Source organism: Micromonospora sp. Utrum1 (assembly GCF_057197805.1).
The window spans coordinates 3,366,672-3,391,494 of record NZ_CM170071.1; the positions used below are offsets into that span (position 1 = coordinate 3,366,672).

Here is a 24,823-nt window from a genome sequence, read left to right on the forward strand (position 1 = left end):
ACGAGCAGGTGAGCGGGCGGTAAGGAGATACGAGACGCTCCTCAGGGTCCGCCGGTCCAGCTGACATTAGTGCCGGCCGCCGCAAGATCGAGACGGGCCCGTGTGTGAGAACCTCAGGCATCTCTGCCGTCGAAAAGGCGGCGGAGCGCGGCGCCTGCGGTGGGGAAGGCAAGTCGCAGAGTGTGCGCCGTGAGTTCTATACCCCACCAGATGAGGGCGACGAGGTACCCGACGATGAGTGCCCCGTTGGTGTCGTTGGTGAAGACGATGGCGTAGCCGATCCCCAGGCCGGGTGCGGTGATGGTGCGGATGGTGCGGCTTCGACTGGCGGTGAGGGCGGTGGCGACGCCGAGGAGCGCGGCTCCGGCGCTGCCGATGAGGCCGGGCATGCCGGTCAGGTCGACGGGTGGGGTGATGGTGAGTGCTGCTCGCATGAGGTAGATGCCGGTGGTGGCGATGGCGGCGTGCAGGATCGCTGGCCGGGTGCGCGCGAGCCAGGCGGGAAGGGTGTTGGCGGGGATGCGGGGTGCGGTCGCGGCGATGACGGCGGCGCAGACGGCGAGTGGCAGCGCGGAGCTGAGGGTCCATTTCAGGTAGGGGCTGTAGTCGTATCGGACGGAGGTGCCGGTGGCGAGTCCGTAAAGGCCGGCGGTGACTGCGCCGCCGATGGCGGCGGCGAGGTAGCCGCGTCGGATGAGACTGCCGGTCGCGGGTTCGGGTGTTGCCGTGCTGTGTGCGCCGGCGAGCCAGGTGGTGGGGGCGAGGTGCGCTACGGCGAGCGCGGTGAGCATGGCGAGTGCGCCGGCGGCGCCGAGTTGCGGTAGGGAGGTGCGGACACCGACGACCCGCAGGAACGTGGTGGTGATGTCCGCGGTGAAGATGGCTTGAAGGAGCAGGGTGAGGGAGCAGGCGCCGAGCAGGAGCGCGCTGGTCAGATCCCGGACGCGGAGCCGGACCCGCGGTAGGTGAGTGGTTGCGGCCGTGAGGGTGTGCTCGCGTGACGCCGTGAGGGTCAGGGCGCCCTCGGCGAGAGCATGGGACTGGTCGGCCAGGACTGCCGCGGTGAGACCGGTGGCTGTGGTGAGCCGGTCTTGCAGGCCCGGTACCGCTTCGGCTTGGCGCAGGATGACGCCGCTGAGGTGCTGGCTGTCGACGTCGGCCGCTTCGAGGGTGTCCCGGACCGCGACGTGAACCCCGTCGAGGAGGGGCTGCGCCGCGATAGCGACGTCGTCGTGGGTGATGACCGCGGGCTTGCGGGGCGCGGGGAGCAGCACCGGCGCGCGGTCCTGCACGTTCAGGAGCTGTCTGGCCTGGCGGACGGATTCCAGCAGCGCTGAGCTGTCCTGGTCCTGCGGAGGCTGGGCCATCTCGTCTCTCAGCGGGTCGTCGTCGGTGGTGGCCACGTCAACGATTCGCTGGGCGAGAACCTGGTCGAGGTCGCGGGGCAGGTCGATCGATCGTGTGGCCAGCTCGCGGTATCCGTCGGAGCTGGTCTGAAGGATGGTCAGGGTGACCGGGTGGCGGTCGGCCTGGCAGACCAGCAGGCAGGAGCCGTCAGGTGCGGTGAGCCCGTGGGCTGTGGTGTAGGCGGCGAGGGCTGCTGGTGCGGTGACCATGGCAGGGGCGGGCAGGCTGGCGCGGGCTGCCGCTTCCGCGAGTTGTGCCCGGCGGCGGGGTCCCCAGTTCGGCGGGATGGTGACCGTGAGGGCGGTGATTGGCTCACCGGCCTGGCGGGCGGCCTGGTCGGCGATATGCCACAGCTGTGCGGCGAGCAGCTGCACGCCGTCGATCGACTGGTCTGCTGCTGATCCGCCGAGCAGCTTCAGCGGATCGTTGACGAACTGATGGTTCGCCGACGGCTGGGACGCTGCGGACACTCCGACCTGGATGTGGCCGGTGGGGTCGAGGGCGACGCTGTGCGGCATGGCGAGGCGGCCGTCGAGCATGACGGGGACCCGGGCGCCGGCCCGGTCGATGGTTGCGGTGATGGCCGACGAGTTGAGATCGATGGATAGTCGGCTGCCCCCGTTTGGCATGTGCGGCAGTCTCTCCCGGCGGGGGAGTGGATCGTCAACTTCAGTCCCGCGCAGTGATCCCTCGTGCGCGTATGGTGAGAATCCTTCTCCGCGAGGTGGCCATGGACAGTCATCCTCATGTATGCGGGGGAAGGTCAGCATCGGCGCGGGTGGAGGCGAGAGAGTGCTGCAGGAGTCGGGGGATAAAGCCAATCGGCTGGCCGAGTATGCGCGTCCCACGGTCTATGCACCGCACGAGTCGTCAATGCGTCGGCCGCCGGGGCGGCGGTCAGCGGCTGTGGTCCGGGCAGTCCGCGTCGGCGTGGGTGCCCTCATCTTCTTGGTCGGCGTGCCTGCGCTGCTGTGGACCGTCGGTGGCGACCCTGTGCGGCGGCTTCCGACGTGGCCGCAGATCGTCGCCTGGTTCGACGAGCCGAGCGGCCGGTTCACCCCGAACGTTCTTGCCGGCGGGGCCGTCTGGGCGTTGTGGCTGCTGTGGGCCGTGTTCGCGCTGCTCCTGCTCGCCGAGCTGTTCGCGGTGTTGACCCGGTGGCGGATCCCGGCGCTGCGGCTTCCGGCACCGCTGCACCGGCTCGTGTTCGGCCTGGCCGGCACCGCCGCCATCGCCGTCACCTCCGTCGGATCCCTCACCACAGGGCAGGGCGCTGACAGGTCAGCGGCCGTCGTCGCCTCCGCTGAAGGCGGCGGTGTCATTCCTCGGCAAGCGGTCGCGCGAGGTCCCGCGCTGATCCGGGTCGTAGACACCCGCTACGTCTACACCGTCGAGCGACACGACACCCTGTCCACAATCGCCAAGCAGTGGCTCGGCGACGCGAACAGATGGCCGGAAATCTGCCGCCTGAACAAGCACCGCCACTTCCCTCGAATCGGCGGCACCCTACGCGACTGCAACCTCATCTACCCCGGCTGGGAACTCCGGCTCCCCACCGACGCCCGCCCACCGGAGACCGCCACACCGGCGGCACCGCCCGCTCCGCCCGCGCCATCACCCTCGACCGCGACCCCGTCGGCATCGCCAAGTGCCGCCTCAGACTCGTCGAGTCCTACCGTGCCGTCCGCCACGCCCGATCAGGAAGCAGCACCAATCCCGAGCAGCACACCATCGGCGACCCCGAGCGCCCGAGAGTCCACCTCGCCGAGCCCGAAAGACACCGCCACCGCCACCGCGCCGGCGTCGCGGTCCGCCTCGCCAGCCGCGGGCGACACACAAGGCTCGACCGCGGCAACTGACGAGCACGGGGTGCAGCTATCACCATCCAATTGGCTGCCCTGGTCACTCGCCGCCGCGATCAGCGCCGCCGTCGCGCTGGTCTGGGCGCAACGCCGCCGCCGATACACCGGCGACCCCGAAGCCGACCCACCCACGCAACTGCCACCGCCAGTGCTGCAGCTGCGCCGCGCCGTGGCCCGCGTCCCCGAACTGCCGCAACCCGACGGCCACCACACCGAGCCGCCCGCACTCCTGCCCGACCTCGCGCCGCTGCCGCCGGGCGGAACCGGCATCGTCGGCGACGGCGCCCACGCCGCTGCCCGCGGCGCCCTGGTCGCAGTCCTGGCATCCGGCGGCCCGCACCACCCCGACGCACGTGGCGAAGTCATCATCGACGCCGCCACCCTGGAAACACTGCTCGGACCCGACACGGCGTCCCTCAGCCCATGGCCCCGACTGCACATCGCCGACAGCACGGGTGACCTGCTCGCCTTGATGGAAGCCAAACTCCTGCACCGCAGCCGCATCCTCGACGAACACGCCCTCACGGACCTCGACACCCGGCGCCAACAGGCCTCCGACGAGGAACCGCTGCCGCCGATCATGCTCCTCACCCAAACCCCGCCCGCAGGCGCCCGCATGCGCGCCAAGACCGCACTCGCTCTCGGTGCCGACCTGCACGTCTCGGCGCTGCTGCTCGGCGAATGGACCCACGGCCCTACCGTCGAGGTCGGCCCCGACGGCCACGCGACACTGGTGTCCGGCCAGGCGGCAGAGTCTCTGCCGCCGCGCCTGCCCGTACTCGACCACGACAAGGTGATACAGATCCTCACGACGCTGCGGGAAGCCCAGACCGGGGAACCGCCCGCTGTCGCATCACCCGCCGTACCGGTCTCGGTCGTCCCACTGCACGCCCACCGAACCGACACCAATCCCACCGAACAGCCTGCGGTCACTACACAGCCCGACGCGGACACCCGCAAAGCACAGCTCCGGGTGCTCGGCGAGCCACGCATCGACAACATCACCCAGCCCGGCCGGCCGCTGCGCGCCAAAGCCCTCGAACTCGCCGTGTTCCTGGCCTGCCACCCCGACGGAGTCACCACCCGCGACATCGGCGAATACCTCGAACCCGACGCCCGCCTCAGCCAAGCCGACCAACGCGTCCACACCAACGCCAGCAACCTGCGGCACGTCCTCGGCCGCGCCGGCACCGCAGACACGAAGAACGCCTACGTCATCAAGACCGCGGGACGCTACCGACTCGACCCGGCCACCGTCGACGTCGACGTCTGGACACTTCGCGACCTCCTGCGGACCGCAGCCATCGCCACCGGCCCACGACGCCGCGACCTGCTCACCGCCGCCTGCAACCTCTACACCGCGCCACTAGCCGACGGCCAAGACTACGAATGGCTTCAACCACACCGCGAAGCCGTACGGCGCTGGGGAACCGAAGCCCACCTCCTGCTCGCCGACGACCTCATCGACACCGACCCGCAGGCCGCATCCGACCTGCTCGACAAAGCCATCGGCCTAGACCACTACAACGAAGCCCTCTACACCCGCGCCATGCACGCCCGCCACGCCCTCGGCGACGTCGACGGCATTCGCACCCTGCTACGCGCCCTCACCAAAGCCCTCGCTGATCTCGACGCCGAACCCCAGGGCGAGACCATCGCCCTGGCCACTCAGTTCGGTGGCAGCCTGGCCGAGAAGTAGGCGGCACCGGCCTGGAGGCACGGGTTGACGCCAGATCGAGCGTCGAGCAGCGGCCAGTGGGGCCGACGGCAGAGCGGAGCGCCAGCGGCCCCCGGCTCTTGGCGCCTGACCGGACAGAGTGGGCCGATGGGTAGTTTCTCATCCGCTCATGGGCACTACAGCTAGTGCCGTGACCGCAAACCCGCGCTCGTGCCGCGACCGGCTCATTTCCTAGGCGCGGTGAGCTAGACGGCCGGTCAGGCACGGGCACGATGTCGAACGGTGGGCGGTGAAGTCGGAGACAGCTGTCATACTCCCGCGTCGTGAGTGTCGATAAGTTCTGGAACGTGGTGGCGAAGGCTCGGGAGTCTGCGGCCGACCCCTCGGACGCCGAGGACATCGCCGAACAGACACTGCGGCTGCTGACTGCCCTGCCGATCGACAGGATCGCGGAACTGGCGCAGCCGCTGTGGGACCTGCGTGCGCAATCGTACCGGTGGGACCTGTGGCAGGCGGCCTATCTGATCAACGGCGGTTGCTCCGACGACGGCTTCGAGTACTTCCGCGGCTGGCTGCTCACCCAGGGGCGAGAGACGTTCGAACGCGCCGTGGAAGACCCCGATACGCTCGCCGACCTGCCGGTCGTCCAACGCGTTGCGGTCGACGGCGCGTTCGATCTCGAATGCGAGACGATGTATGGCATCGTATGGGACGCATATGCGGCTGTGACAGGGTGCATGGAGCTGCCCAAGCCGGTCACCGGCAGATACCCGGAGCTCGGCCAGGGTTGGGACTTCGAGGACGAGGACGAGGTCCGCCGGCGTCTGCCGAGGCTCGCGGCACTTTTCATGGATAAGTCGCGCTAGCGGATCTGCCACGGAGCACCGTCATAGCCGACGTGCGTGCGCACCGGCCGGTCGTCGGCGTGAAGTATCCAGATGTCACCGGGACGCCCCGCGCCAAACCGTTATTGCCACGACGACCTCCGTTGCGCCAGGGCACAAGCTGTCGGGCCATCCAGGCCGCGGGCGGCCGGGCCGGCGAACCGGTACCCGACCACCCGCGTTCTGATCGCCGGCGAACCTACAGGTCCAGGGGCTCGATCCAGATGTTGCGGTACTGGACCGGGTTGCCGTGATCCTGCAGCCGAATTGCACCCGTCGCCGGGCCTTCGGGCCGGCTGCTGCCGGTCGGGCCGAGGATCTCGACGTCGTCCTGCACCTTCACGCCGTTCCAGACCACCGTGACGCGCGGGTTCTCGACCTTCTTGCCGGCCGCGTCGTAGCGGGCCTGCCGGTAGACGATGTCGTACGTCTGCCAGGTCTCGGGCGGCAGCGCCGCGTTCACGTCGGGGGCCTTCTGGTTGTAGATGGCCGCGGCGTCGTTCTTCTGAGGCGGGTCGATGCCGAACGAGTCCAGTATCTGGATCTCGTAGCGGTCCTGCAGGAACACGCCGCTGTTCGCGCGTGCCTGGCCGGTCACGTCCGGCGGGTACAGCGGCAGGTTGAACTCGAGGTGCAGGCGGAAGTCCCCGAAGGCCTGCACCGTGCGCAGGTCACCGTTGCGCACCGTCATGGCGCCGTCGGCGACGGTCCAGGTCGGTTCGCGTCCGTCGGTGTGTTGCCATTCGGTGAGCTCGCGGCCGTTGAACAGCGTGACGCGCTTGCCGTGCGGCCGCACCGCGAGCACGTCGAGATTCACGTGTCCGGAGTCCGCGGCCTCCTTGCGGTACTCGACCACGTTGCGCCCCTTGTTCAGCGGCACGGTGGAGGTGACCGTCCCCCATTCCTCCCAGGTCACGGTCGAGGGGAAGACCGTCTGCTCGACGCGTTCGCCGTTGACGTACAAACTCAGCTGTTTCTGCCCGGAGTAGGGATTCGGGCCGTTGCTGTAGCGCATCGCCAGGTCGTAGCTGCCGCTCTCGCCGACGTCGACGGAGATCCGGGTCGACGAGCCGTTCTCGGTGAACCCGGCGGCGAAGCCCGCGCCGGAGTAGGCGGCGTGGTCGGTGGCCATACCGACCGCGACCGTTCGGCCCTCTTCGGCCTCGAAGAATGTCTGCGGTTGCACCACGCGGCCCGGGATCTCGTTGAGCGTGTACCAGGCCTCAGTGTTCCACAGCTCCTCGCCGCCGGCGGAGGAGAACGGACGCGGCGAGCGCACGTGCACCACGCGGTTCTCCTTCAGTCCCGGGATCTGCAGCTCGACCGTGCGGCCGTCGGCCGACAGCTCGGCCTTGGCCACCTTGAGTGTCTCCAGCTCGAGCTTCGGACCGCCGTACTGGCTCGTGGCGCCGTAGCGCCACTGCTCCACCTGGTACGCGTCGGCGAGCTGCTGCGCGGTCTCGGCGGACAGCGGCTCGGTGTACTCCAGCTCGAATCCGACATGCGACGCGCGCATCTGCTTGACCTCGAAGACCGAGGTGCCGTTGGGTGTCAGCTTCTGCAGGCCGTAGGTGAGCTTGCCCTCCTGGCCCCAGTTGCCGCCGGCGCCCAGGCCGCCGACGTAGAGCGCGCCGTCGGGGCCGAGGGCCACCTCGTTGATGCCGGACTCCAGGCCCTGCGTGTGCCGGAACACGGCGCCCTGGTACTGCCCCTCGATCTCTTCCAGGAAGACGCGCTGCAGGCCGCCGTAGGTCACGTCACCGACGACCAGCTGCCCCGCGTACGGCCCCTGCTTCAGCAGCACCGGCGTGGACGGCGAGTTGGCGATCTCGTTCTGCGGCAGCCAGACGATGGGACGGGTCACCGCCTTGTCGTCATACGGGCCCGCGGGGGTGGTGTAGTGGTTGTAGAACGCCCCTTGCTTGATCTGGACCAGCTTGTTCGCGGGCAGCCAGCCCCCCTGGTTGTCGGTGACGAGGACCTCGCCGCGCGGTCCCCAGCCGATGCCGTTGGGGGTGCGCAGGCCGCCGGCGACGTACGTGATCTCGCCGGTCGCGGCGTTCACCTTGATCGACGTGCCGCGGTTGCGCGCCGGCTGGGGCACGGTGGTGGCGCCACCAAGGTTGATGGCGACTGACAGGTTGAGATAGAAGTACCCGTCCCGGTAGAGCAGGCCGAACGCGAACTCGTGGAAGTTGCCGCCCCACGGCCAGGTTGCCACCCTCCGGTAGTCATCGGCGACGCCGTCGCCGTCGGTGTCGCGCAGGGCGGTCAGCTCGTGCTTCTGGCTGACGTAGACGGTGCCGTCGACCACCGCCACTCCCTGCGGTTCGCGCAGCCCTTGCGCGAACTTGCGGTAGGTGACCTGTTCGGGGCCGGTCTTGCCGGTGACGCCCTCGACCAGGTAGACCTCGCCGGTCGCGTTGTCGGTGCCACCCCAGGTCGAGATCACCAGATCGCCGTCGGGCAGGAAGGCCATGCCGGTGACCTGCGGCTTGAAGCCTTCGGGGCGCAGGTCGGTGAGCGTGTAGCCGGGGTGCACCCGATCCAGGGGAAGGCCGTCTCCCGCCGAGTCGGTCGCACCCTCGCAGTACTTCCATCCCGGGGCGGTGACGCGTACGACGTCGGCCTCGGTGCTCAACGCGGAGGCCGGCACGAGTTCGAATCCGCTCGCGCCCGGGGGACGCCACTCCAGCCGCAGCACCTGGCCGCCGCCGTTCTCGAAGAACTCGACGAACAACGGGTGCAGGCCGGCGGTCAGGGTGAGCGACCCTTCCTTGGAGGTTTCGCCGTGCAGGCCGCCGTGGTCGACGACGAGCTTGTCGTCGATCGTCAGCCGCGACCCGTCGTCGCTGGTGAGGCGGAAAGTGTACTCCCCGTCGGTGGGCACGGTGAGGTTGGCGATGGCGTGGCTGATGAACCGGTCGGACAGGCCGAACTCGTCGGTGCTGGTCCAGTTGATCTGCGGCATCAGCTTGTCGACGTTCGGAGTCTGTGCGGGTTTGAGGGTGCACAGCGCCGACAGTGGTACGACCATGTCGTATGAGCGCAGGGTGACGCCGGGTTCCTGGGGCGGGACGTCGGCGTTGACGGGCGCCGCCGCGGACGGGGTGACGGGGACGGCAGCTAGCAGGGTCGCCAAAGCGGCACCTGCGGCCGCGAGCGCGGCTCTCCGGCGTCGGTGCCGGCCGTTCGGTGCGGTCATGGTTCCTCCTGGTGCGAGTGGTGGGGGCCCGGCCGGGAGGATCGGTGGGGCTCGCCTCCCTTGGCCGGCGTCTTCGATCTCGCAGCACAAAAGATCGATGAGCCACACGCTAATCTTTAGATAGATACGATTCAACTTTTGAATTTTTGAATGAAAGTGGGTTGCTCCGGGATAGGTGCCGAACCACCGAAAGGTCACGGCTTGTCGATCAGCCCCGCCGGTGCGGCATCGCCCTGCCCGATGATCGAGGCGCCCGGATGGTCGACCAGCATGATCCGGTGGCAGCCGTCGAGTTCGACGTACGTCTGCGGCTCGCCGCCGGTCACCGACCACAGCAGCGCGAGTCGGCTGGCCTGTTCGCCGCAGGGCGTCACGCTCCGGCCGCCGGGACGGCACGCTCGACGCCTGGCTCGCCGGCATCCGAGTTCGCGCACGGAACCGTGCTGCCGGCGGACCCGCTGACCCGTCGCACCCGTTCACCAGGCCGTGACCTGGACGACCATCGACTCGATCGTCATGGTCGCCAGACGCCGGGGCGCCTTCACCTCTGTGTCAACGGTATAGAGATCAAGACCGGCCGGTGGTGGGACTACTCGATGAACCCCGACGGCATGTACGGCGACAAGGGGACGGCCCGGCAGTGTCGATGCCGAATTTAGGCAACGTGACCCAAATGCGGGGCGGGGGAGGTGACGAGGACGGCCAGACGGCTGTCGAGGTTCTCGATCTCGGCTTGGAGGGCGAGCCAGCGTCGGCGAGGCTGCGCAGCGCGATTTTGGTGGTGGTCGCCGGTCCAGACACTGCCCAGGCCTCAGAGCGGCACAGATGGGGATGTGTTCGCACGCGCTGGTAGCCTGACGCGTCGCGCGCGAGAGGTGGAGTCTGCCCGGTACTCAGGATGGTGCTGCCTAGATCGGTCGCGGTGGTGGCCGTCTGCATGGTGACCGCGTGCGGTTCTTCAACGGCTCATACAGCCGATCGATCAGCGGGCAAAACGACCCCATCCACGGCACAGGCGACGGGCTCGGCCGCAGCCACGAGGCCAGCTTCCCCAGCAGTTCCGGCGACCGGCGGACGCGGCTACTCCGCGACGCTGTCCGCACGCTTGGTGACAACGGACTCACTGCCGCCCGGATTCACTGTGGAGATCGCGACAGTCATGCCGGCGGATGCTGGAGAGCAACGCCCAGGCGGTCAAGCACCCTGTTCGGCCAGCATGATCCCGCTGCTGTCGGCCACGCGGTTGAGCGGGACTCCGTCAGCGATGGCCGCAGCCACCCTCGGCTATGACGCGGGTCCCGATGGCTTCTGGGTGGGAAACGAAATCCTCAGGACCTACGCCGGTGACGGTGCACGGCGAGCAATGACCGACCTGCGAACCTTCATCAGCCGTTGCCCCACCCTCGTCGTGTCGTCCGGCCTTGGCATCGGCGACAGGTACCGCTTCGCAGTGGCACCAGGGCCGCGGCTGGGCGATGACAGTATGTACGTCAGCAGCAGCATGATGTCCGGTTCTGACACGCTGGAGGGCGACAGCATCCTCGTCCGGATCGGAAACACTTTGGTGGTCGTCCAAGAGCAGGGCAACGAACCCGGCAGCGACAAATACCTCCGCCAGGTCGCCGAAGCTGCGCTCCGCAGATACCAGACGACCGGATCCTGAATGGCCTCCGGGCTTCGAGACCAGGATGGCTTGCGACTTCAGTGGTGGGAGTAGACCGTTACGCCGTCTACCGGCAGGAGCATCCCAGCCGCGTGCTCGTGCTCCAGCTCGGCGCGACGGAGTTCCACCGCAGAGCCGACAGCACCTGGTCAGCCGGTCCGGCCGTTCATCTGCGCTCGATCGCCTCGGAACGGCAGGGGACGCAGCGGCCAGCGGGCTGACCAATATGCCCAGGCCGCTGGCACCGGCCGCCGGCGTTTGGCGTGGCCGCGCGTCGCCAGTCGGTCCCGGCTGGCACCGGAGCCCGCCGACTCGTCGGCAGAAACCGCCGCCACGCTGGAGGCCTCACGGGCGCGTCGCCCTTCAATTGGTCTTCAATACTTCGGGTGACACGCTGGCTGTCACCCCCGGCAGGCGAATTTGTCACCCCCGCCGGTTGTTCTGTCACCCCCACTGCGGCTGTAGTCCGTCGGTTCGTGTACACCAGCCGATAGACGCGGGTGGCGATGCCGGCGACCTTCGACACGACGAGGCGACCCAGTTGCACGAGCTTGGCCAGGCATCGTTGCACCGTGCGCTCGGAGCAGCCGACGTACTCGGCGAGGGTGGCCACGGAAGGCCAGGCGTTGCCCTCACGGTTGGCATGGGCGGCGATGGCGATGGCCACCGCTCGCTCGTTCTTCCCAAGATCTTTCGTGGTGATCAGGGCAGCCTTGACGGCTTGACTCATGGCTTGCGTATCTCCGTCCGTCTGGGTCCGGGATGCCTGTCGTGGCGCCCCGGGCCGATCTCTGGGTTGGCACCGCCGGCGCTTCGTGCGGCGGTGCGATAGGTAGGCGAACTCAGCTGCTGCGGCGTGCTTCACCGTCCGGGAACCTGTCGACGATCGGCGTGAGAGCCGGGTCTTGGCCGCCGCGGGGGCGGGGTATGCCGGGATACCTGAGTCGGCGGTGAAGGCGCGTCGTGCGATCGCTCACGGCCGGAATCTATGGCGGAGCTTGTAGGCCGAATCCGGGACTGGCATCTCTTGCGCCTCTTCGTCAGCAGGCCCTGTCAGGCGGTGGGGTGATGGTGCGGACTGCCGCCGACGGATCAGCCACCGGCGGACCCGATCGACGCTCAATCCGTCGCCGGGGTCAAGCCACATCAGCCGGGACCGCCAGCGGACGTCATCGGCGCCGCAGATCCGATATGACTCACGGGTTCCCGGCAGCTGAGCGCACTGCTACAGCGGGCCGCCGCCCTGGTGCTGGAATCACCGCACCGCAGGTCACCGCACCGGAGGTCACAGCACCCCAGGTCACAGCACACGTGTCTGCGGTTCCGCCACGACGTCGGTTGAGCCGCACGCAATCTGCGGCCCGGAGCGGCTGCCCGACGGGCGGATCCCGGCTGCACCTGCCCGACACCGTACGGGCGCTGAGTCCGTTACCCGAGGCTTGGCTCGGCGCGCCCGGCCGGCCCAGGGAGCCGACCAGCCCTCGGCGCGGGACTCGCCGCCACCGGCTGCCGCAGCGGGACGCGGGCTGTCCCCCGTCGCCGGGCAGGCGTAAACGGTGCAGGGCTGCTCCGTTGAGGGCGATGACCGATCGGAGCGGAACGCTTCCGCACGTCAGGATGCTTGCTGAAGATCAGCAGTCCGGTTGGCGCGGCGCTCGATGAGCTGTCACGCGGCGGGGGCAACTGGCGGAGTGCTTGTACGCGAAAGCTACGGTATTCCTCGTGGACCACGGCTTCGACTGGCTCCGTCAAGGCGAGGGCGGCATGCGGGCTACGCTGCCAACGCCATCTGCACGTGCACGGCCGAGGCCCTAACGCACGCGTGGCGCGGTGACCGGACGTTGCCGTCATCGGCGACATGACGATCATCGCGCAGGAGTACGAGAAGTGGATCGCTAGTCGCGGTTCGGCAGCGACGGGCTGACGCAGGGAGGCCTGGTATGGGCGCCGCGGTGGTATAGGACGAGGAGCGGCAGTGCGCAGCCAAGCACTTGCGGACACACCTATCGTTCGGATCAGGCGGATTCCAGAACACCGGATGGGAAGAGGGAAAAACTAGACGAGTGATTCCGAATTGATCAGTGGTCGTACGCGATCAAGGAACGCTTGACGGGTGCGTTGGTCCGCCAGTTGTGCCAGATCGCTGCGGCCATCGCGAGGAGCCGCTGCGCGACGCGCGCGAACACTCCGGCCGGGGTGCGCCCACCGTGTCCTTCCAGGTTGAGCTGGCCTTTCAGGGTGTCGTTGACCGACTCGATCCACTGCCGGACACCGGCGAGGTTGCCGAAGCGGCGTTGCTCGTCCTTGCGGTCCGGGCGGGCCAGCAGCACCCCGACCTGCTCGGCGGCGTACCGATCGATCTGCTTGCCGGACAGGCCCTTGTCCGCCAACACCACCATGCCGCTGCACAGCGAGCCCAGTTCGCGGGCGTGAGCCAGCAACTCCTCGGCCACCTCCCGCTCTCCGATCTTGGGGTTGGCCAGGCACCACGCCACCGGCATTCCCTCGGCGGTGGTCATCAGGTACAGCTTCAACCCCCAGTACCAGCGCGAATGGGAGGCGCAGTAGCCGTACCCGGCGATCTCTGCCAACGCCGAACGCTGCACGGTGGGCCGAGACGTGCCGCACGGGACCGGGGTGGCATCCAGCAACCGCAGGTCGTCGCGCCACGACGGGCACAGCGTGGCCAGGTACAGCGTGGCCCGGCAGATCAGCGGCGCGGCGGCCTTGACCCGCTTGTGGTATCCGGGTTGTTTGGGCAGGTACGGGAACAGATGCCCGAGCCGGCCGTAGCACAGGCGCAGCCAATGGTGCTCCGAGCGGGCACCCAGCAGCACCTGGGCCACAGCCAGGCATACCAGCTCGGAGTCGGACAGCCGCTTGGGTCGGCCCGGCCCACGTCGATGCGGCGGGATGACGTGGTCGTCGATCAGGACGTACAGTGCGGTCAAGAGGGTGTCGAGGTCTGTCTTCACAAACAACCATCGATGCCCTCTCTTCTTGTGCTGGTCAACCCGCCACGCCGCCCAACCCAGAGTTGGGAATCACTCGTCTAGGTGGATCGGCATGAGAAGAAGCGGCTCCGCGACCGCATCGGTGAGCACCTGGACGTCTCCGGTGCGCGCCTGAAGGACGACGAGGTGACTTTCCTGGCCAACTTCGTCGACGAGTACGACGAGACCTACAAGGGCCGTTCGGAGACTCGCACCACGAGCCGTGATGGCTGGAGCTCCGACGGGAAGTACACGCGGCGGGAGACGTTCACCGACACGTTCACCGACGACGTCGGCATCCGCCGCGACTACGAGTACCAGGATGATGACGGTCAGAGCGGGGCGTCGTCGAACGAGATCAGGGATGCCCGAGGGATCCTGAACTGGTTCAGAGATCGCTCCTGACTGGTCGAGTGGATGCTCGCTGATGTGATTAGTTGACGATGCGACGAAGCGCTGCGATCTGATTGATCCAGCTGCTCAGGCGGGTGATCCTGACGACGTCGCGGGTCTTCGGGGCTTGGATGACAAGTCCTTCGCCGAGGTACATGCCGACGTGACGTGGGTTGGCCATGGTGCCTTGGCTGCCCGGGATGAGGATGAGGTCGCCCGGGAGCAGGAGCGCCGGGTCGGTTACGGCCCTACCGGCGTTGGCCTGGTCGGTGGTGACGCGGGGGATGGAGATGCCGGCCGCGCGGTACGCCGCCTGCATCAGCGATGAGCAGTCGCACTGTTTGTCCGGGTTGCCGGAGTGCGGGTCGGTGCATGATCCGCCAAAGTGGTACGGGGTGCCGAGTTGATTCACAGCCCAGAAGATGGCGGTCGTGACGGCGGGCGGGGTGTTGCCGGGGAGCGCGAACCCCTCCGGGAGGGCGGCGGGCGCATCGGCGGCGCAGTTCGTCAGGGTGTTGGTCAGCTGCTCCACCAGGTGCACAGCGTCGTCGGTCCACACGGCGTACGCGTCGGGGAAGGCCGAGGCCTGGACTGCCTGGGCGGCCTGGGTGAGGGGCATCGACTCCCAGCCGGGAACGGTCAGGAGTTTGTCGAAGAATCTGCCCGCCTGGTAGGCGGGCTTGGACAGTTGCGCGACGCTGCCCCAGCCCTGGCTCGGGCGCTGCTGGAACACTCCGATGGAGTCGTGGTCGTTGTTGTCGCCGAGGTGGGGCAGGTTGCGCAGGCCTGATTCCTGCATGGCGGTGGCGACGGCGATGACCCAACCCCAGCGGGGTGCGCCTTTGGCAACGCCGACGTCGATGATGGTCGCGGCGTTCTCCAACTGCTCGGTGTCCCAGCTGCCGGCGCTGGGCGGCTGCCCGGAGGTGCGCACGGCGGGCGGGACGAAGATCGAGCATCCGCTGGATCCGCCGCCGGTGATGGCCGACAGCAGCAGCATGGGCAGTCCGAAGCAAGCCACGATGACGACGGTGACTGCTCCGATGACGGTCTTGATCATGGTGTTGCCCTTCTGGGAACACAAAAAGGGCCGGTCTCCGCGCGGACGCGCGGCCGGGACAGTGACGCGGGGATGCTGACCAGCCGGTGGAGAGAGCGACTGCCGCGGGTCGTGTCGTGGGCGGATGTGGCTGTTTATCGGGTTGGCCGCCCGGTCTGATCCCTCCTTGATGGCTCGGTTGTGACTTGGGTAAGTCGCGTTCTGTGGGTCGGGGGCGGCGGCACGGGCCACCGCCGCCCCCGGCTGGGGGTGGATGAGGAAGGTCAGACCTTGAGCAGGTCGAAGGCGGCCACCTTCAGGTCACCGACGTTGCCGGTAACAACCCGGTTGGCGCGGACGGCGTCGTTCTTGGCGGGCTGGTAATGGTCGAGGTATTCGGTGATGGCCTGGTAGCCGGCCCAGCGGCTGCCGGTGATGGGTTTCTGGGTGTCGGCCTCGCGGATGAGGTACTTGAGGGTGCCGAGCCGCTGCTTGGCGTTGTTGCGGGTCTGTTCGGAGGCGTTGTCCTTGACCGGCCACACCTGCGCGACGACCTTCTCGAACTCGCGCATGGTGAGTTCGGTCTGGAGCATCCGTTCGGCGGCCTTCTCGAAGGTCTCTACGTACTTCCACATCAGGCCCAGTGCCTCGCGGGCCTGGCTGATCTGGGAGTTGACGTTGGAGGTGTGCCGGAACGTGTAGTGGCCGACCGCATGTGCGAAGGCGGCGCGTTGGGTGTTGGCGCAGACGACTCGGATTGGGCTGGCGTCTACTCGCAGGGCGGCGGTGCCGTCGTGGGAGGTGGTGCCGATCAGGTAGATGTCCAGGCGGTCCACCCCGGCGATCTCCATCGCGTCGGGCAGCTTCATGGTGACGAACACGCTTTTGCCGCGGCGGAGGCGCCGGCGGTCTCGAAGTGGGCGCCGCCCACCTGATCGACGAGGCGGTCGAGCATCTCGGCGCACTGCTCGTTCTGGACCACGGTGTAGTCGGTGCCGACGATGCCCAGGTACTCGGTTTCGCCGGTGGCGGGGTTGCGGCGTACGGTCATGCGCTTGTCGTCGGCGGGGATCTGCACCTCGACGCCGTCGACGGTGTCGATGCCGACGGTGGGGATGGTGCGTACGCCCCAGTCGCCGAGTCGGGCGGCGGCCATGATCTCCTCGGCCTTCATTGTGTTCTGGGTGACGGTGCCGAGCTGGTGCCAGGCCGACAGGCGGGCGCTGGCGAAGGCGGTGGTTCCGTCCGCGAACGTTTCGAGTTCGTGCGGCACGGGTTTCTCCTCTCGATGCTGTGGGGCCGAGCCCAGCGGGCTCGGCCCCCGGGGTGGATGGGGATGGTGGGGGTCAGGACTGCTGGGCGGCGGTGCCGTTGTCGGCTGGCGTCGGGTGGGCGAAGGTCAGCGGCGCGTCGGAGACCAGGAGGATGCGGCCGGCGGCGGCGGCCTTGGTGCAGTTGTTGCGCACCGCCCCGGAGCTGACCGTGCGGCCGAGTTGCCCGCCGATCGCGGTGGCGATGTCCTGCGGGGTCATCGCCTGGCCCGGCTTGGCGGCCAGGACGTCGAGGGTGAGCTTTTCTAGCTCGCCCCGGCCGAACGGCTGGCTGCCGTCGGTGTTGACGGTCCCGTCGCCGCGCCGGCCCACGCTCCTAGCGACGCCCGTCCCGCGGGTGCGCGTGGGCAGGGTGACGACGTGGGTCTCGCTGTCCGGCCCGACGACGTGCAGCGTGCCATCCGGGCGGATGAGGGGCAGCACCGCCGCGGTGGCGCTCGGCGCGGTGGCCAGCCCGCGGATGACCTGGTGGCACAGCGGGCAGCGGGGCGGCTCCGGGTTCGGGTCGACCTCGCTGGCCTTGGTGGGGCCCGGGATCCACCGCTGCGGTGCGCCGGGTAGGCGGCGGGCGGCGTCGGCCTGCTCCATCGCGGTGAGCAGGCGGGTCGCGGTCGGCTGACCGATGCCGCTTTCCGCCACGATCACATCGAGGGTCGCGCCGGCGTCGCCGTAGTCGGCCAGGACACCTTTGATGGCCATGACCTTGCGGTCCCCGGGACGCGTCGCCTGCACAACGGCGACGGTGGGACTCTCGTCGTCCCTCGTGCTGTCCTCGCCGCCGGCGTCCTCGTCGCCGTCTTCGGTCTGGCCAGCCTCGTCCTCCGTGTCGGCGCCGGCGTCGTCCGGGGCAGTCCCACCCTCGCCGTCGTCCGGCTGATCGGTTCGCTCGGTATCGCCGGTGTCTGGCTCGTCGGCCGCGTCGTCAAGGTCCGGGTCGGCGAGGTTGGCCTCGTCCGCGATGCCGGCGCGCTCGTCGGCGCGGTCGACGTCGTCCGGGGCTGCGTCGGGGTCCTCTACCTGGCTCGCGAGGGTCCACTGGGTGGGCGTGCCGTCGGCCGGGTCGGCGTCGGTGTCCACCGCGACGATCACACCGGCGTCGGCCAGGGTCTTGATCGCCTTGTCGGTGGTCGACCGGGCCTTGCCGGACTTGGCGGCCAGTTCGTGGACGTTGCCTCGGCCGAGTTCGGTCAGGGCGTCGAGGACAGCCTGCGTGGCAGGCGTCAGGGACAGACTTTCCATGTGCGATTCCCTCCTTGGGAACTAGGGGTTGGAACGCCCGCCGCGCTGTTCTGTCGGGCGGTGGTGCGCCGGGTCGCGGGCAGCGGTCCGCACGGCAGACGCGTGGAGCTGGGCGCTGCCGTAGTCGGGTGCTGCTGATTGCGGCTCGGTGACCTGACGCGACGTGGTGCCGCCGAGGGCCGGTGGCCGGCGGCGGTGGGCTCGTCGGCTCCGGCCCGCAGGAACCTAGGCGCAGAGGTGGGCGAGTTCGACCGGGGTGAGCTGGCCGGGGGTGCGGCTGCGCCAGGCGTCGGAGTGGCGCAGGTGCCACCAGCGCAGCAATGACCGGCAAGCCGAGGCGAGGTCGTCACAGACCGGCAGCGGGTAGGTCAGGCCGGGCTGGGTCTGGCGATGCTGCAGGTTCGTGTACGCGGTCGGAGTCCAGCCCGCGTCGGTCTGGGTGACCTCGCCGACAAGTCGGCACGGGTAGGGGATGTCGAAGGCCCTGGCGGCCTCGGCGTCGGGGAAGACCAGCCACGTGTGCGGCTCCTGCGGATTCAGGACGGCCACGCCGCGGGAGGGGTCTCCGGGTTGTAGCAGCAGATGCCGCTCGTCGGCGGGGCCGATCGGTCGGTGGTTGCGCCAGCCGCGGTAGGCCGTGACGAGCATGGTCCCGAGGACGATGTGCCGCTCGCGGGCGGCGAGTGCGTCGGTCAGCGCCTGGTGGTAGCCGGACAGGTGTAGGTCGGCGCGGGCGGCCAGCTGCTGGTGGGCTGCCTCGGCAAGCTCTCCCAGCCGGGTGAGGGACTTGTCGAGGGTGGCGGTGCTGTCGTTGAACCCGAGGGCGGTCTGGTGCAGGACGCGGGCGAGGTCGCCGAGGGCGTCGAGGGTGGCGGTGTCATGGCGCCACAGGTGCTCGGGCAGGACGTCGTTGGTGTCGGCGGCGATGCGCCGTAGGGCGGGATCTGTCAGAAACACGCGGTCTCCTTTGCTGGCGGGGCGGGTTGTGGGCATGCCGAAGGCCGGTCGTAGCGGGGCTGCGACCGGTCCTTGGTGTTCGGCGATAGGGGTTTAGGCGATGGCGACGGCGCACAGTCGTGCGCTGCGGGGCAGGTCGCGCAGGTAGCCGCATGCCTCGTTGAGGAAGCGAAACCGGTCAGCCATGGAGTCGCTGGCAGAGAGGAGGAGACGGCCGTCGGTGGTGATCAGCGCTTCGCCGATCAGGGCGATGCGCCAGTACAGCCCCGCGTAGGTGGCTTCCCCAGCCTGGTAGACGGGCAGCTCGTAGGGGTCGAAGGAGTGGGCGAGCATCGCCAGGACGCGGGGTTGCTGTTCGAAGCGGCGGCGGGCCTCGGCCAGGGGGACCTTGGCCGGGTCGGCGTGGTGCTGGGCGAGGTAGTCCTCCCAGGTCCGCGCCGGGCGGGTTGTCGCAGCGATGTGCGTGTTCCAGGCGTGCCAGCGCCGGGCGGCACGTTCGGCGGCCTTGGCCGCGGTGCCGGTCAGGTCGAGGCGACCTTTGCGGCCGCCGGCGGCCAGGGTGATCGAGCCGAAACGGCGGGCGGTGTGGAGCAGGTGGTAGCGGAAGAAGCGGGTCAGCCAGCCGATCAGGGGGCGGTGGCGGACATGGTAGCGGCGGGTCGGGGTGCCGTTGGCGTGCAGCACGTCGTTGACCTTCTCGGAGGCGGCGAACCAGTCCATGTCATCGCCGGGGGCGAAGCAGACGGTGACAACGCGAATGGTGAGCTGCCTGGGCTTGACCATGACAGGGTGCTCCCTTCTTGAATGGGTGGGCAGGGGGTGGATGCGTGGTGGTGCCACCGGGCCGCGGCGTCTGAGCCGGCGAGCTGCCGTGAAGGGCGCGAGGCGTGGATCACGAGCCGACCGAAGGGGTGGGCTGTGGGTGATCCCGCAGGCGCGGGCAGGCTGCGGAAGGGGCAGACGGGCGGCGGTGCGAGCAAATAGAAGAAGCTGCACCGTAGCTGCGTGACCTGACAGCACAGCCCCTGTCAGGAATCACGACCATGCCTCTGAGCTGCACTGACAGAACCGCCTGCGTGGCTGTCAGGTTGACTCCACCGATAGCTGGCAGTGGGCGTCCGCCAAGCGCTCGGTCGGCGCGATCATGCCCAGGTGGTGCGACGGTGGAGGCGACGGGACCGGGAACAGGCCGTCGCGGGACTGCTCAGCGCGGCTCTTCGTGCTAAACCCGCCCCCGGACCGGCCGCTGGCCTCACCATGCTGCACACCGGGCGTCGCCGCACTTGCCGGGGAGCGCCTTATTGCGGGCGCCAGCGGCATGCTGGTGCACCGGCGTGCGGCAGTCCTTCGCGCGGTTTCTCGTGGCTGCCTGGAAACAGCCCCAGCAGATGGCCCCCGCCCTGCCGTCGGTCGCCGCCGCTGGTGGGCTACCGGAAGCGTGAAGGTTAGTTTCGTGTCGATAGGCACCTACGGCACGAATATCCAAACAGGCGTGGACCGGGCCGCGGGCAGCCGCTAGCTTCCTCAGTCATGTGGAAGATTGTCAATGTATCGCTCCGCCCGGTCGCCGCCGTCGCCGCCGCCGCGCTCTCCGTCGTCCTGATCGGGACCGCGCCGGGCACGGCGTACGCGTACGCCGACTCGGCCACCGGCACCATCAACACCTCCGGCACGGCGCTGAGCGTCCGGTCGGGACCAGGGACCGGCTACGCGGCCTGGCGCACCGTGTCCGACGGGTCGACGGTCACGCTGCTGTGCCAGACCAACGGCCAGTCGGTGACCGGCACCTACGGCACCACGACGCTGTGGGACCTGCTGTCCAACGGCGGCATGGTCTCCGACGCCTACGTGCACACCGGCTCGGACGGCCAGGTCGTTAACAGCTGCGCCTACGTCGGCGAGGAGCCGTCGTCGAAGACGAACCCGCGATCCGCCAACGGCGCGATCGACTGGGCCTTCCAGCGGTACCGCTCCACCGCCTACGAGAACCTGTGCTTGGCCTTCGTCGCCCAGGCGTACGGGTGGGGCGGCTCGGGCTGGAACACCGCGGAGATCGGCGGTGACTGGGAAAGCAGCAACGGCTACCTGAAGACCTCCGGCATCCCGCCGCGGGGCGCGCTGGTCTGGTACCACAACTCAGTGGGCACCGGGCACGTGGCGATCAGCCTGGGCGAGGGCAAGGTGATCGGCACCTCGGTCGGCGGCGGGGTCGGGGTGGCCGGCTACCTCGACCACGGCTCCTACCGCGGCTGGTCGGTCGCCTACCTGCCGGCGGCCTGGTGATGCCGGAAACGCCGGCCGGGCCGGGGCGGCGACCCGGGCGCCGCGACCGGCCAGAGGCCACCCTGCTGGACCGGAGGCGACTGCTCGGCCGCGCGGCCGGCGCGACGCTCGGCGCGGTCAGTGCCGGGCTGCTCGCGGCCGGTCCGGGCAGGGCGGCCCTGCCGGAGGTCGACATGGAGGCGCTGATCAAGGCGGCGCAGATCGACCGAGGCGGGCGGACACCGCGATCACCGCCGGCAGCCACGACAGCGTGCTCCTCGTCGAACGGGCGCTGCGGGACCGGGGCCTGCTCGCCGTCACCTACGTGGACGGTCACTTCGGCACCAGCACCGTGGCCGCGTATGCCGCCTACCAGCGATCCCTGGGGTACGCGGGCCTCGACGCCACCGGCCTGCCGGGGCTGACCTCGCTGCGGACACTGGGGGACCAGCGGTTCACCGTGGTCCGACCGCTGACACCGGGTAGTGTCCTGGACTTCCGTGGCGCCCGTGTGAACAGCCGGACCAGGACGATGCTGCTGGAGGCCGAGCGGTTGCTCGGCCGCCAGTTGGCGATCAGCCAGGGCTCGTACAGCACGAGTGACCCGACCTCGGCCGGCACCCACGACGGCGGCGGGGCGCTGGACCTCGCGGTGGACGGCATGTCCGGCATCTACCGCACCACGGTGCTCCGGCACCTGCGCCGGGTCGGCTTCGCCGCCTGGTTGCGGACGCCCGCGCAGGGTAACTGGCCCTACCACATCCACGCGGTGGCGCTGGCCGACACCGACCAGTCGGCGCCGGCGCAGCACCAAGCGGGGGACTACTACCTCGGGCTCAACGGACTGGCGAACCGGGGTCCCGACGACGGGCCGGTGGTGAGCCCCGTGCTCACCTGGGAGGAATACCAGCGGAGCTGATCCGGCGCCGTAGCGGACCCACCGCGGACGAGGTGCCCGGCGTCCCGTCTCCCGATGTCCGGGGGACGAGCCGTGCGTCCGTCACTCAGCCGGTGCACCACTTCTGGTTGGCGGTCCCGGCGCACTCCCAGAGCTGGAGCCACGCGCCGTCTTTGCCGGCTCCTGACCACCGGATCTCACACGAGCCGCTGTAGAACGCGTCGGAACGACGCCAGAGATCATCGAAGCGCACGAGGCCACGCCGCCGCTGAGGCTCGGAGACGACAGTTGCCTGTCGATCGCGTTCTCGCCATCAGGTGATCTGGTCGCCACCGCCATACAAGAGCAGGTCACGATGTGGGACGCGCGATCCGGTGTCCTCCACGCACCTCGGGGTGCTCGGCCGCGACAAACCCCGAAACCCCGGCACGCCTAGGTCCCGTCGGGAGTTGTGATCACGGTGGTGTGAAGGCCGGCCGGCCGGCCGCTCCAAGCTGCCACCCAGTTACATGCGGAACTTCAGGCAGACTGCTTAGCCTGGGCGGCGTCCCCAAGCCGAGATCAGCGGCGCGAGGGTGAGGTCGAGCTCGCCGGCATCGACGGCGGCCAGGTGCGCGTCGATCTCGAGGTCGTTGGCCAGCCCTGCGGCGAGCAACTCGGCGCGGACCATGCGCACCGTCGCGGTCTCCAGCCGGTCGCAGGCTACCCCGCCGACCGGGAAGCAGCCGGCCGCCGTGACATCGACTAGGCCCGCCGCACGCAACGCCCGCGGCAGCGTACGGCCGTATCGCAGATCGGCGCCGCGGCGGGTCATCAACTCCCGGACGGCGCGCCGCAGCCGGTTGGCGCGCCGCTGCGCCGGGCCAACCTCATCGAGGCAGGCCAGCGGCTGCAGCTCGGTGTCGGCATCCTCTACCAATAGCCAACCGCCGGGCCGCAGCGCCGCCACCAACGTCGCCAACGCCCGGGCACGGTCGGGCACGTGAACGAGCACGAGCCGCGCGTGTACCAGGTCAAACGTGCCTGGCCGCGGCGGCGGGTCCCCGACGATGTCGTGCCGGAGTACCTCGTAGCCGCCGTGCGGGTCCAACCAGGCCGGATTGATGTCCGTGGCCAGCACGTAACCGGTTGGTCCGACGGCCGTGGCGAGTGCTTCGGGAATGCTGGGGCCCCCGGCACCAACTTCCCAGCAGCGCCAGCCCGCCCTCACTCCGAGCCGGTCGAAGTGCCCACGCGTGACACCGTCGAACAGCTCGGCCAGCCAGGTGAACCGCTCGCCCGCCTCCACCCTCGCGTTGTCGAGCAGGTAGCGGTGATCCGGGGAAGACCCAGGCGAGTCCGGCGATGGGGGCCTGGACCGCGCGCCAGCAGGATTCACCGGCCCGCCCGCGGTCGTGTCCGGCTCGGACCCGGGGTCGACGACTGGCTGCGATGAATTCATGCCCACATCCTCACGCCCGACCGCGTGCTGTGTCAGCGCGACACGGGATCAAACCAGACACAGCCCTGGCTCCAGCCAACCAGGCCGACCCCTCACTCTCGAAACGATCGCCCACTCATCCGGGACCTCGGTGTCCCAGCGCTCCCCGGTCGCCTGGCCGCGCTGCGCCGACTCGTATTCCAGGCTCCGGCGCCGATCGTCGTTGCGGCACATGTTGCCTATTGGCGTGCTGACGTGAAGGCTTCGCCGGTGTCACTGGGTGCCAACGCCGGACAGAGAAGTGTCAAGCCCCGGGTTTGATGGAGAGTTGGTTAGCTGGTTTTCAGGGGTGCGGTGACCGGCTGGGTCATCGCGTGTAGTGCCTCGTGTTCGGCGGGCGGGATGTGCCCGAGCTCGCCGTGCAGCCTGCGGTTGTTGTACCAGTCGATGTACTCGACGGTGGCCATCTCCAGGTCGTCGAGCCCGCGCCACGGGCCGGTGTTGCGGACGAGTTCGGCCTTGTAGAGGGAGTTGAACGCCTCGGCCATCGCGTTGTCGTACGAGTCGCCCTTGGACCCGACCGAGGCGACGGCGCCGGCCTCGGCGAGCCGCTGGGTGTAGCGAATCGCTCGATACTGGACTCCCCGGTCCGAGTGGTGGACCAGTTTACGCAGGTCAGCACCCTGACTCTCGCGGCGCCAGATCGCCATCTTCAGCGCGTCGAGAGCCAGGTCGGTGTAGAGGCTGGTGGCGACCTGCCAGCCGACGATCATGCGGGAGTGCACGTCGAGAATGAACGCGGCGTACACCCAGCCCACACTCGTGCGCACGTAGGTCAGGTCGGCGACCCACAGCTGGTTCGGATGTTCCGCGGTGAAGTCCCGTTTGACCAGGTCACCGGGGCGGCCGGTCTCGGCTGCGGGCCGGGTCGTGCGTGGTGACTTGTCGCGCAGCAGCCCGCGCAGCCCAGACTCACGCATCAGCCGCTCCACGGTGCACCGGGCCACCGGCACGCCCTGGCGGCGCAGCTCGTGCCACACCTTGCGAGCGCCGTAGACACCGTAGTTCTCCGCATGGATCCGCTCGATCATCGCGGTCAGCTCCTCATCGCGCCGCGACCGGGCCGAGGCCGGGCGGGTCTTGGCGGCGTAGTAGGTCGACGGTGCGATCTGTGCCGGCGTGTCTTCGAGCGCCTGCAGGACCGGCTGGACACCGTGTTCGACCCGCTGGGAGTCGACGAAGTCGACCTTCATCGCGACGGACGGTCCAACTCCGCCGCGAAGAAAGACGCCGCGGACTTCAAAATCTGATTCGCCCGCCGCAGCTCACGATTCTCCCGTTCCAACACGGCGAGGCGTTCCGCGTCGCTGCTGGTGATGCCCGACCGCTCACCGGCGTAGGTCTCGGCCTTCTTCACCCACGTCCGCAACGCCTCCGGATGAACCCCGAGCTGACCGGCGATCCGCCGGATCGCTCCAACCGCGGACGCCGGATCCCGGCGAGCCTCGACCGCCAACCGCGTCGCACGCTCACGCAGCTCATCGTTGTACTTCTTGGGTGCGGGCATCGCTGGTGTTCCTCCCAGGTTTCGA

At 69.2% G+C, this 24,823-nt stretch carries 16 protein-coding genes and 2 pseudogenes; 6 read left to right on the forward strand and 12 right to left on the reverse strand.

Annotated features, from left to right (window positions below; genetic code table 11):
- Nucleotides 1-113: 113 nt before the first annotated feature.
- Nucleotides 114-2,036 carry an Hsp70 family protein gene (locus tag AC0OLQ_RS15950; RefSeq protein ID WP_484531977.1) on the reverse strand — a complete coding sequence of 641 codons (1,923 nt, stop codon included), beginning with the start codon at nt 2,034-2,036 and terminating at the stop codon, nt 114-116.
- Nucleotides 2,037-2,337: 301 nt separating this feature from the next.
- On the opposite strand from AC0OLQ_RS15950, the gene AC0OLQ_RS15955 reads away from it, so the two are divergent.
- Entirely contained in the window at nt 2,338-4,968 is a 2,631-nt protein-coding gene (locus AC0OLQ_RS15955; RefSeq protein WP_484531978.1) for an AfsR/SARP family transcriptional regulator, read from the forward strand.
- A 302-nt stretch (nt 4,969-5,270) separates the two neighbouring features.
- Complete coding sequence (locus AC0OLQ_RS15960; protein WP_484531979.1) at nt 5,271-5,813, forward strand: DUF4240 domain-containing protein; 543 nt, start codon at nt 5,271-5,273, stop codon at nt 5,811-5,813.
- A 217-nt stretch (nt 5,814-6,030) separates the two neighbouring features.
- On the opposite strand, the gene AC0OLQ_RS15965 is transcribed toward AC0OLQ_RS15960, so the two are convergent.
- Both AC0OLQ_RS15965 and AC0OLQ_RS15970 read right to left on the reverse strand, forming a co-directional pair.
- Nucleotides 6,031-9,234, reverse strand: coding sequence for a 3-keto-alpha-glucoside-1,2-lyase-like domain-containing protein (locus tag AC0OLQ_RS15965; RefSeq protein WP_484531980.1), 3,204 nt, complete (start codon nt 9,232-9,234; stop codon nt 6,031-6,033).
- On the reverse strand, nt 9,231-9,410 hold the full coding sequence (locus AC0OLQ_RS15970; RefSeq protein WP_484531981.1) for a hypothetical protein: 180 nt from the start codon (nt 9,408-9,410) through the stop codon (nt 9,231-9,233). Before AC0OLQ_RS15970 ends, AC0OLQ_RS15965 begins: the two co-directional genes overlap by 4 nt.
- Before the next feature lie 842 nt (nt 9,411-10,252).
- Here AC0OLQ_RS15970 and AC0OLQ_RS15975 point away from each other — a divergent pair.
- Complete coding sequence (locus tag AC0OLQ_RS15975) at nt 10,253-10,699, forward strand: hypothetical protein (RefSeq protein WP_484531982.1); 447 nt, start codon at nt 10,253-10,255, stop codon at nt 10,697-10,699.
- A 166-nt stretch (nt 10,700-10,865) separates the two neighbouring features.
- Here the strand turns inward: AC0OLQ_RS15975 and AC0OLQ_RS15980 are convergent, their stop codons facing one another.
- Together AC0OLQ_RS15980 and AC0OLQ_RS15985 are read right to left on the reverse strand one after the other, a co-directional pair.
- Nucleotides 10,866-11,429, reverse strand: a complete 564-nt coding sequence (locus AC0OLQ_RS15980) for a helix-turn-helix domain-containing protein (RefSeq protein ID WP_484531983.1) — start codon at nt 11,427-11,429, stop codon at nt 10,866-10,868.
- Nucleotides 11,430-12,777: 1,348 nt separating this feature from the next.
- Complete coding sequence (locus AC0OLQ_RS15985; RefSeq protein ID WP_484532264.1) at nt 12,778-13,674, reverse strand: IS982 family transposase; 897 nt, start codon at nt 13,672-13,674, stop codon at nt 12,778-12,780.
- Nucleotides 13,675-13,755: 81 nt separating this feature from the next.
- Here AC0OLQ_RS15985 and AC0OLQ_RS15990 point away from each other — a divergent pair, with 81 nt between their 5' ends.
- Nucleotides 13,756-14,097 (forward strand): hypothetical protein, encoded by a 342-nt coding sequence (locus AC0OLQ_RS15990; RefSeq protein ID WP_484531984.1) that lies wholly within the window; start codon nt 13,756-13,758, stop codon nt 14,095-14,097.
- Between the two features lie 28 nt (nt 14,098-14,125).
- Here the strand turns inward: AC0OLQ_RS15990 and AC0OLQ_RS15995 are convergent, their stop codons facing one another.
- The 5 genes and pseudogenes from AC0OLQ_RS15995 to AC0OLQ_RS16015 all read right to left on the reverse strand — a co-directional run bounded on the left by AC0OLQ_RS15995 (nt 14,126) and on the right by AC0OLQ_RS16015 (nt 19,434).
- Complete coding sequence (locus AC0OLQ_RS15995) at nt 14,126-15,145, reverse strand: C40 family peptidase (protein ID WP_484532362.1); 1,020 nt, start codon at nt 15,143-15,145, stop codon at nt 14,126-14,128.
- Between the two features lie 263 nt (nt 15,146-15,408).
- Nucleotides 15,409-16,397: pseudogene (locus AC0OLQ_RS16000) on the reverse strand (DUF932 domain-containing protein).
- A gap of 73 nt (nt 16,398-16,470) precedes the next feature.
- Nucleotides 16,471-17,694, reverse strand: coding sequence for a helix-turn-helix domain-containing protein (locus AC0OLQ_RS16005; RefSeq protein ID WP_484531985.1), 1,224 nt, complete (start codon nt 17,692-17,694; stop codon nt 16,471-16,473).
- Between the two features lie 225 nt (nt 17,695-17,919).
- Nucleotides 17,920-18,651: a hypothetical protein gene (locus AC0OLQ_RS16010; protein ID WP_484531986.1), complete on the reverse strand. Its 732-nt coding sequence runs from the start codon at nt 18,649-18,651 to the stop codon at nt 17,920-17,922.
- Between the two features lie 93 nt (nt 18,652-18,744).
- Nucleotides 18,745-19,434, reverse strand: a complete 690-nt coding sequence (locus tag AC0OLQ_RS16015) for a hypothetical protein (RefSeq protein WP_484531987.1) — start codon at nt 19,432-19,434, stop codon at nt 18,745-18,747.
- 747 nt (nt 19,435-20,181) lie between these two features.
- Between AC0OLQ_RS16015 and AC0OLQ_RS16020 the strand changes: the two genes are divergently transcribed.
- Together AC0OLQ_RS16020 and AC0OLQ_RS16025 are read left to right on the forward strand one after the other, a co-directional pair.
- The gene (locus AC0OLQ_RS16020) at nt 20,182-20,934 is read left to right on the forward strand and encodes a hypothetical protein (protein ID WP_484531988.1); all 753 of its coding nucleotides are present in this window, start codon (nt 20,182-20,184) and stop codon (nt 20,932-20,934) included.
- Nucleotides 20,935-21,184: 250 nt separating this feature from the next.
- Nucleotides 21,185-21,832 carry a peptidoglycan-binding domain-containing protein gene (locus AC0OLQ_RS16025; protein ID WP_484531989.1) on the forward strand — a complete coding sequence of 216 codons (648 nt, stop codon included), beginning with the start codon at nt 21,185-21,187 and terminating at the stop codon, nt 21,830-21,832.
- 511 nt (nt 21,833-22,343) lie between these two features.
- On the opposite strand, the gene AC0OLQ_RS16030 is transcribed toward AC0OLQ_RS16025, so the two are convergent.
- Together AC0OLQ_RS16030 and AC0OLQ_RS16035 are read right to left on the reverse strand one after the other, a co-directional pair.
- The gene (locus AC0OLQ_RS16030; protein WP_484531990.1) at nt 22,344-23,099 is read right to left on the reverse strand and encodes a methyltransferase domain-containing protein; all 756 of its coding nucleotides are present in this window, start codon (nt 23,097-23,099) and stop codon (nt 22,344-22,346) included.
- Between the two features lie 464 nt (nt 23,100-23,563).
- Nucleotides 23,564-24,798 (reverse strand): annotated as a pseudogene (locus AC0OLQ_RS16035) (IS3 family transposase).
- Nucleotides 24,799-24,823 lie beyond the last annotated feature (25 nt).

Bases quoted from the DNA above. Each gene is read 5' to 3' on its own strand.
- AC0OLQ_RS15950 (WP_484531977.1), bottom strand. From the start codon at position 2,036: ATGCCAAACGGGGGCAGCCGACTATCCATCGATCTCAACTCGTCGGCC.
- AC0OLQ_RS16020 (WP_484531988.1), top strand. From the start codon at position 20,182: ATGTGGAAGATTGTCAATGTATCGCTCCGCCCGGTCGCCGCCGTCGCC.
- AC0OLQ_RS15980 (WP_484531983.1), bottom strand. From the start codon at position 11,429: ATGAGTCAAGCCGTCAAGGCTGCCCTGATCACCACGAAAGATCTTGGG.
- AC0OLQ_RS16005 (WP_484531985.1), bottom strand. From the start codon at position 17,694: ATGGAAAGTCTGTCCCTGACGCCTGCCACGCAGGCTGTCCTCGACGCC.
- AC0OLQ_RS15995 (WP_484532362.1), bottom strand. From the start codon at position 15,145: ATGATCAAGACCGTCATCGGAGCAGTCACCGTCGTCATCGTGGCTTGC.
- AC0OLQ_RS16015 (WP_484531987.1), bottom strand. From the start codon at position 19,434: ATGGTCAAGCCCAGGCAGCTCACCATTCGCGTTGTCACCGTCTGCTTC.
- AC0OLQ_RS15975 (WP_484531982.1), top strand. From the start codon at position 10,253: ATGATCCCGCTGCTGTCGGCCACGCGGTTGAGCGGGACTCCGTCAGCG.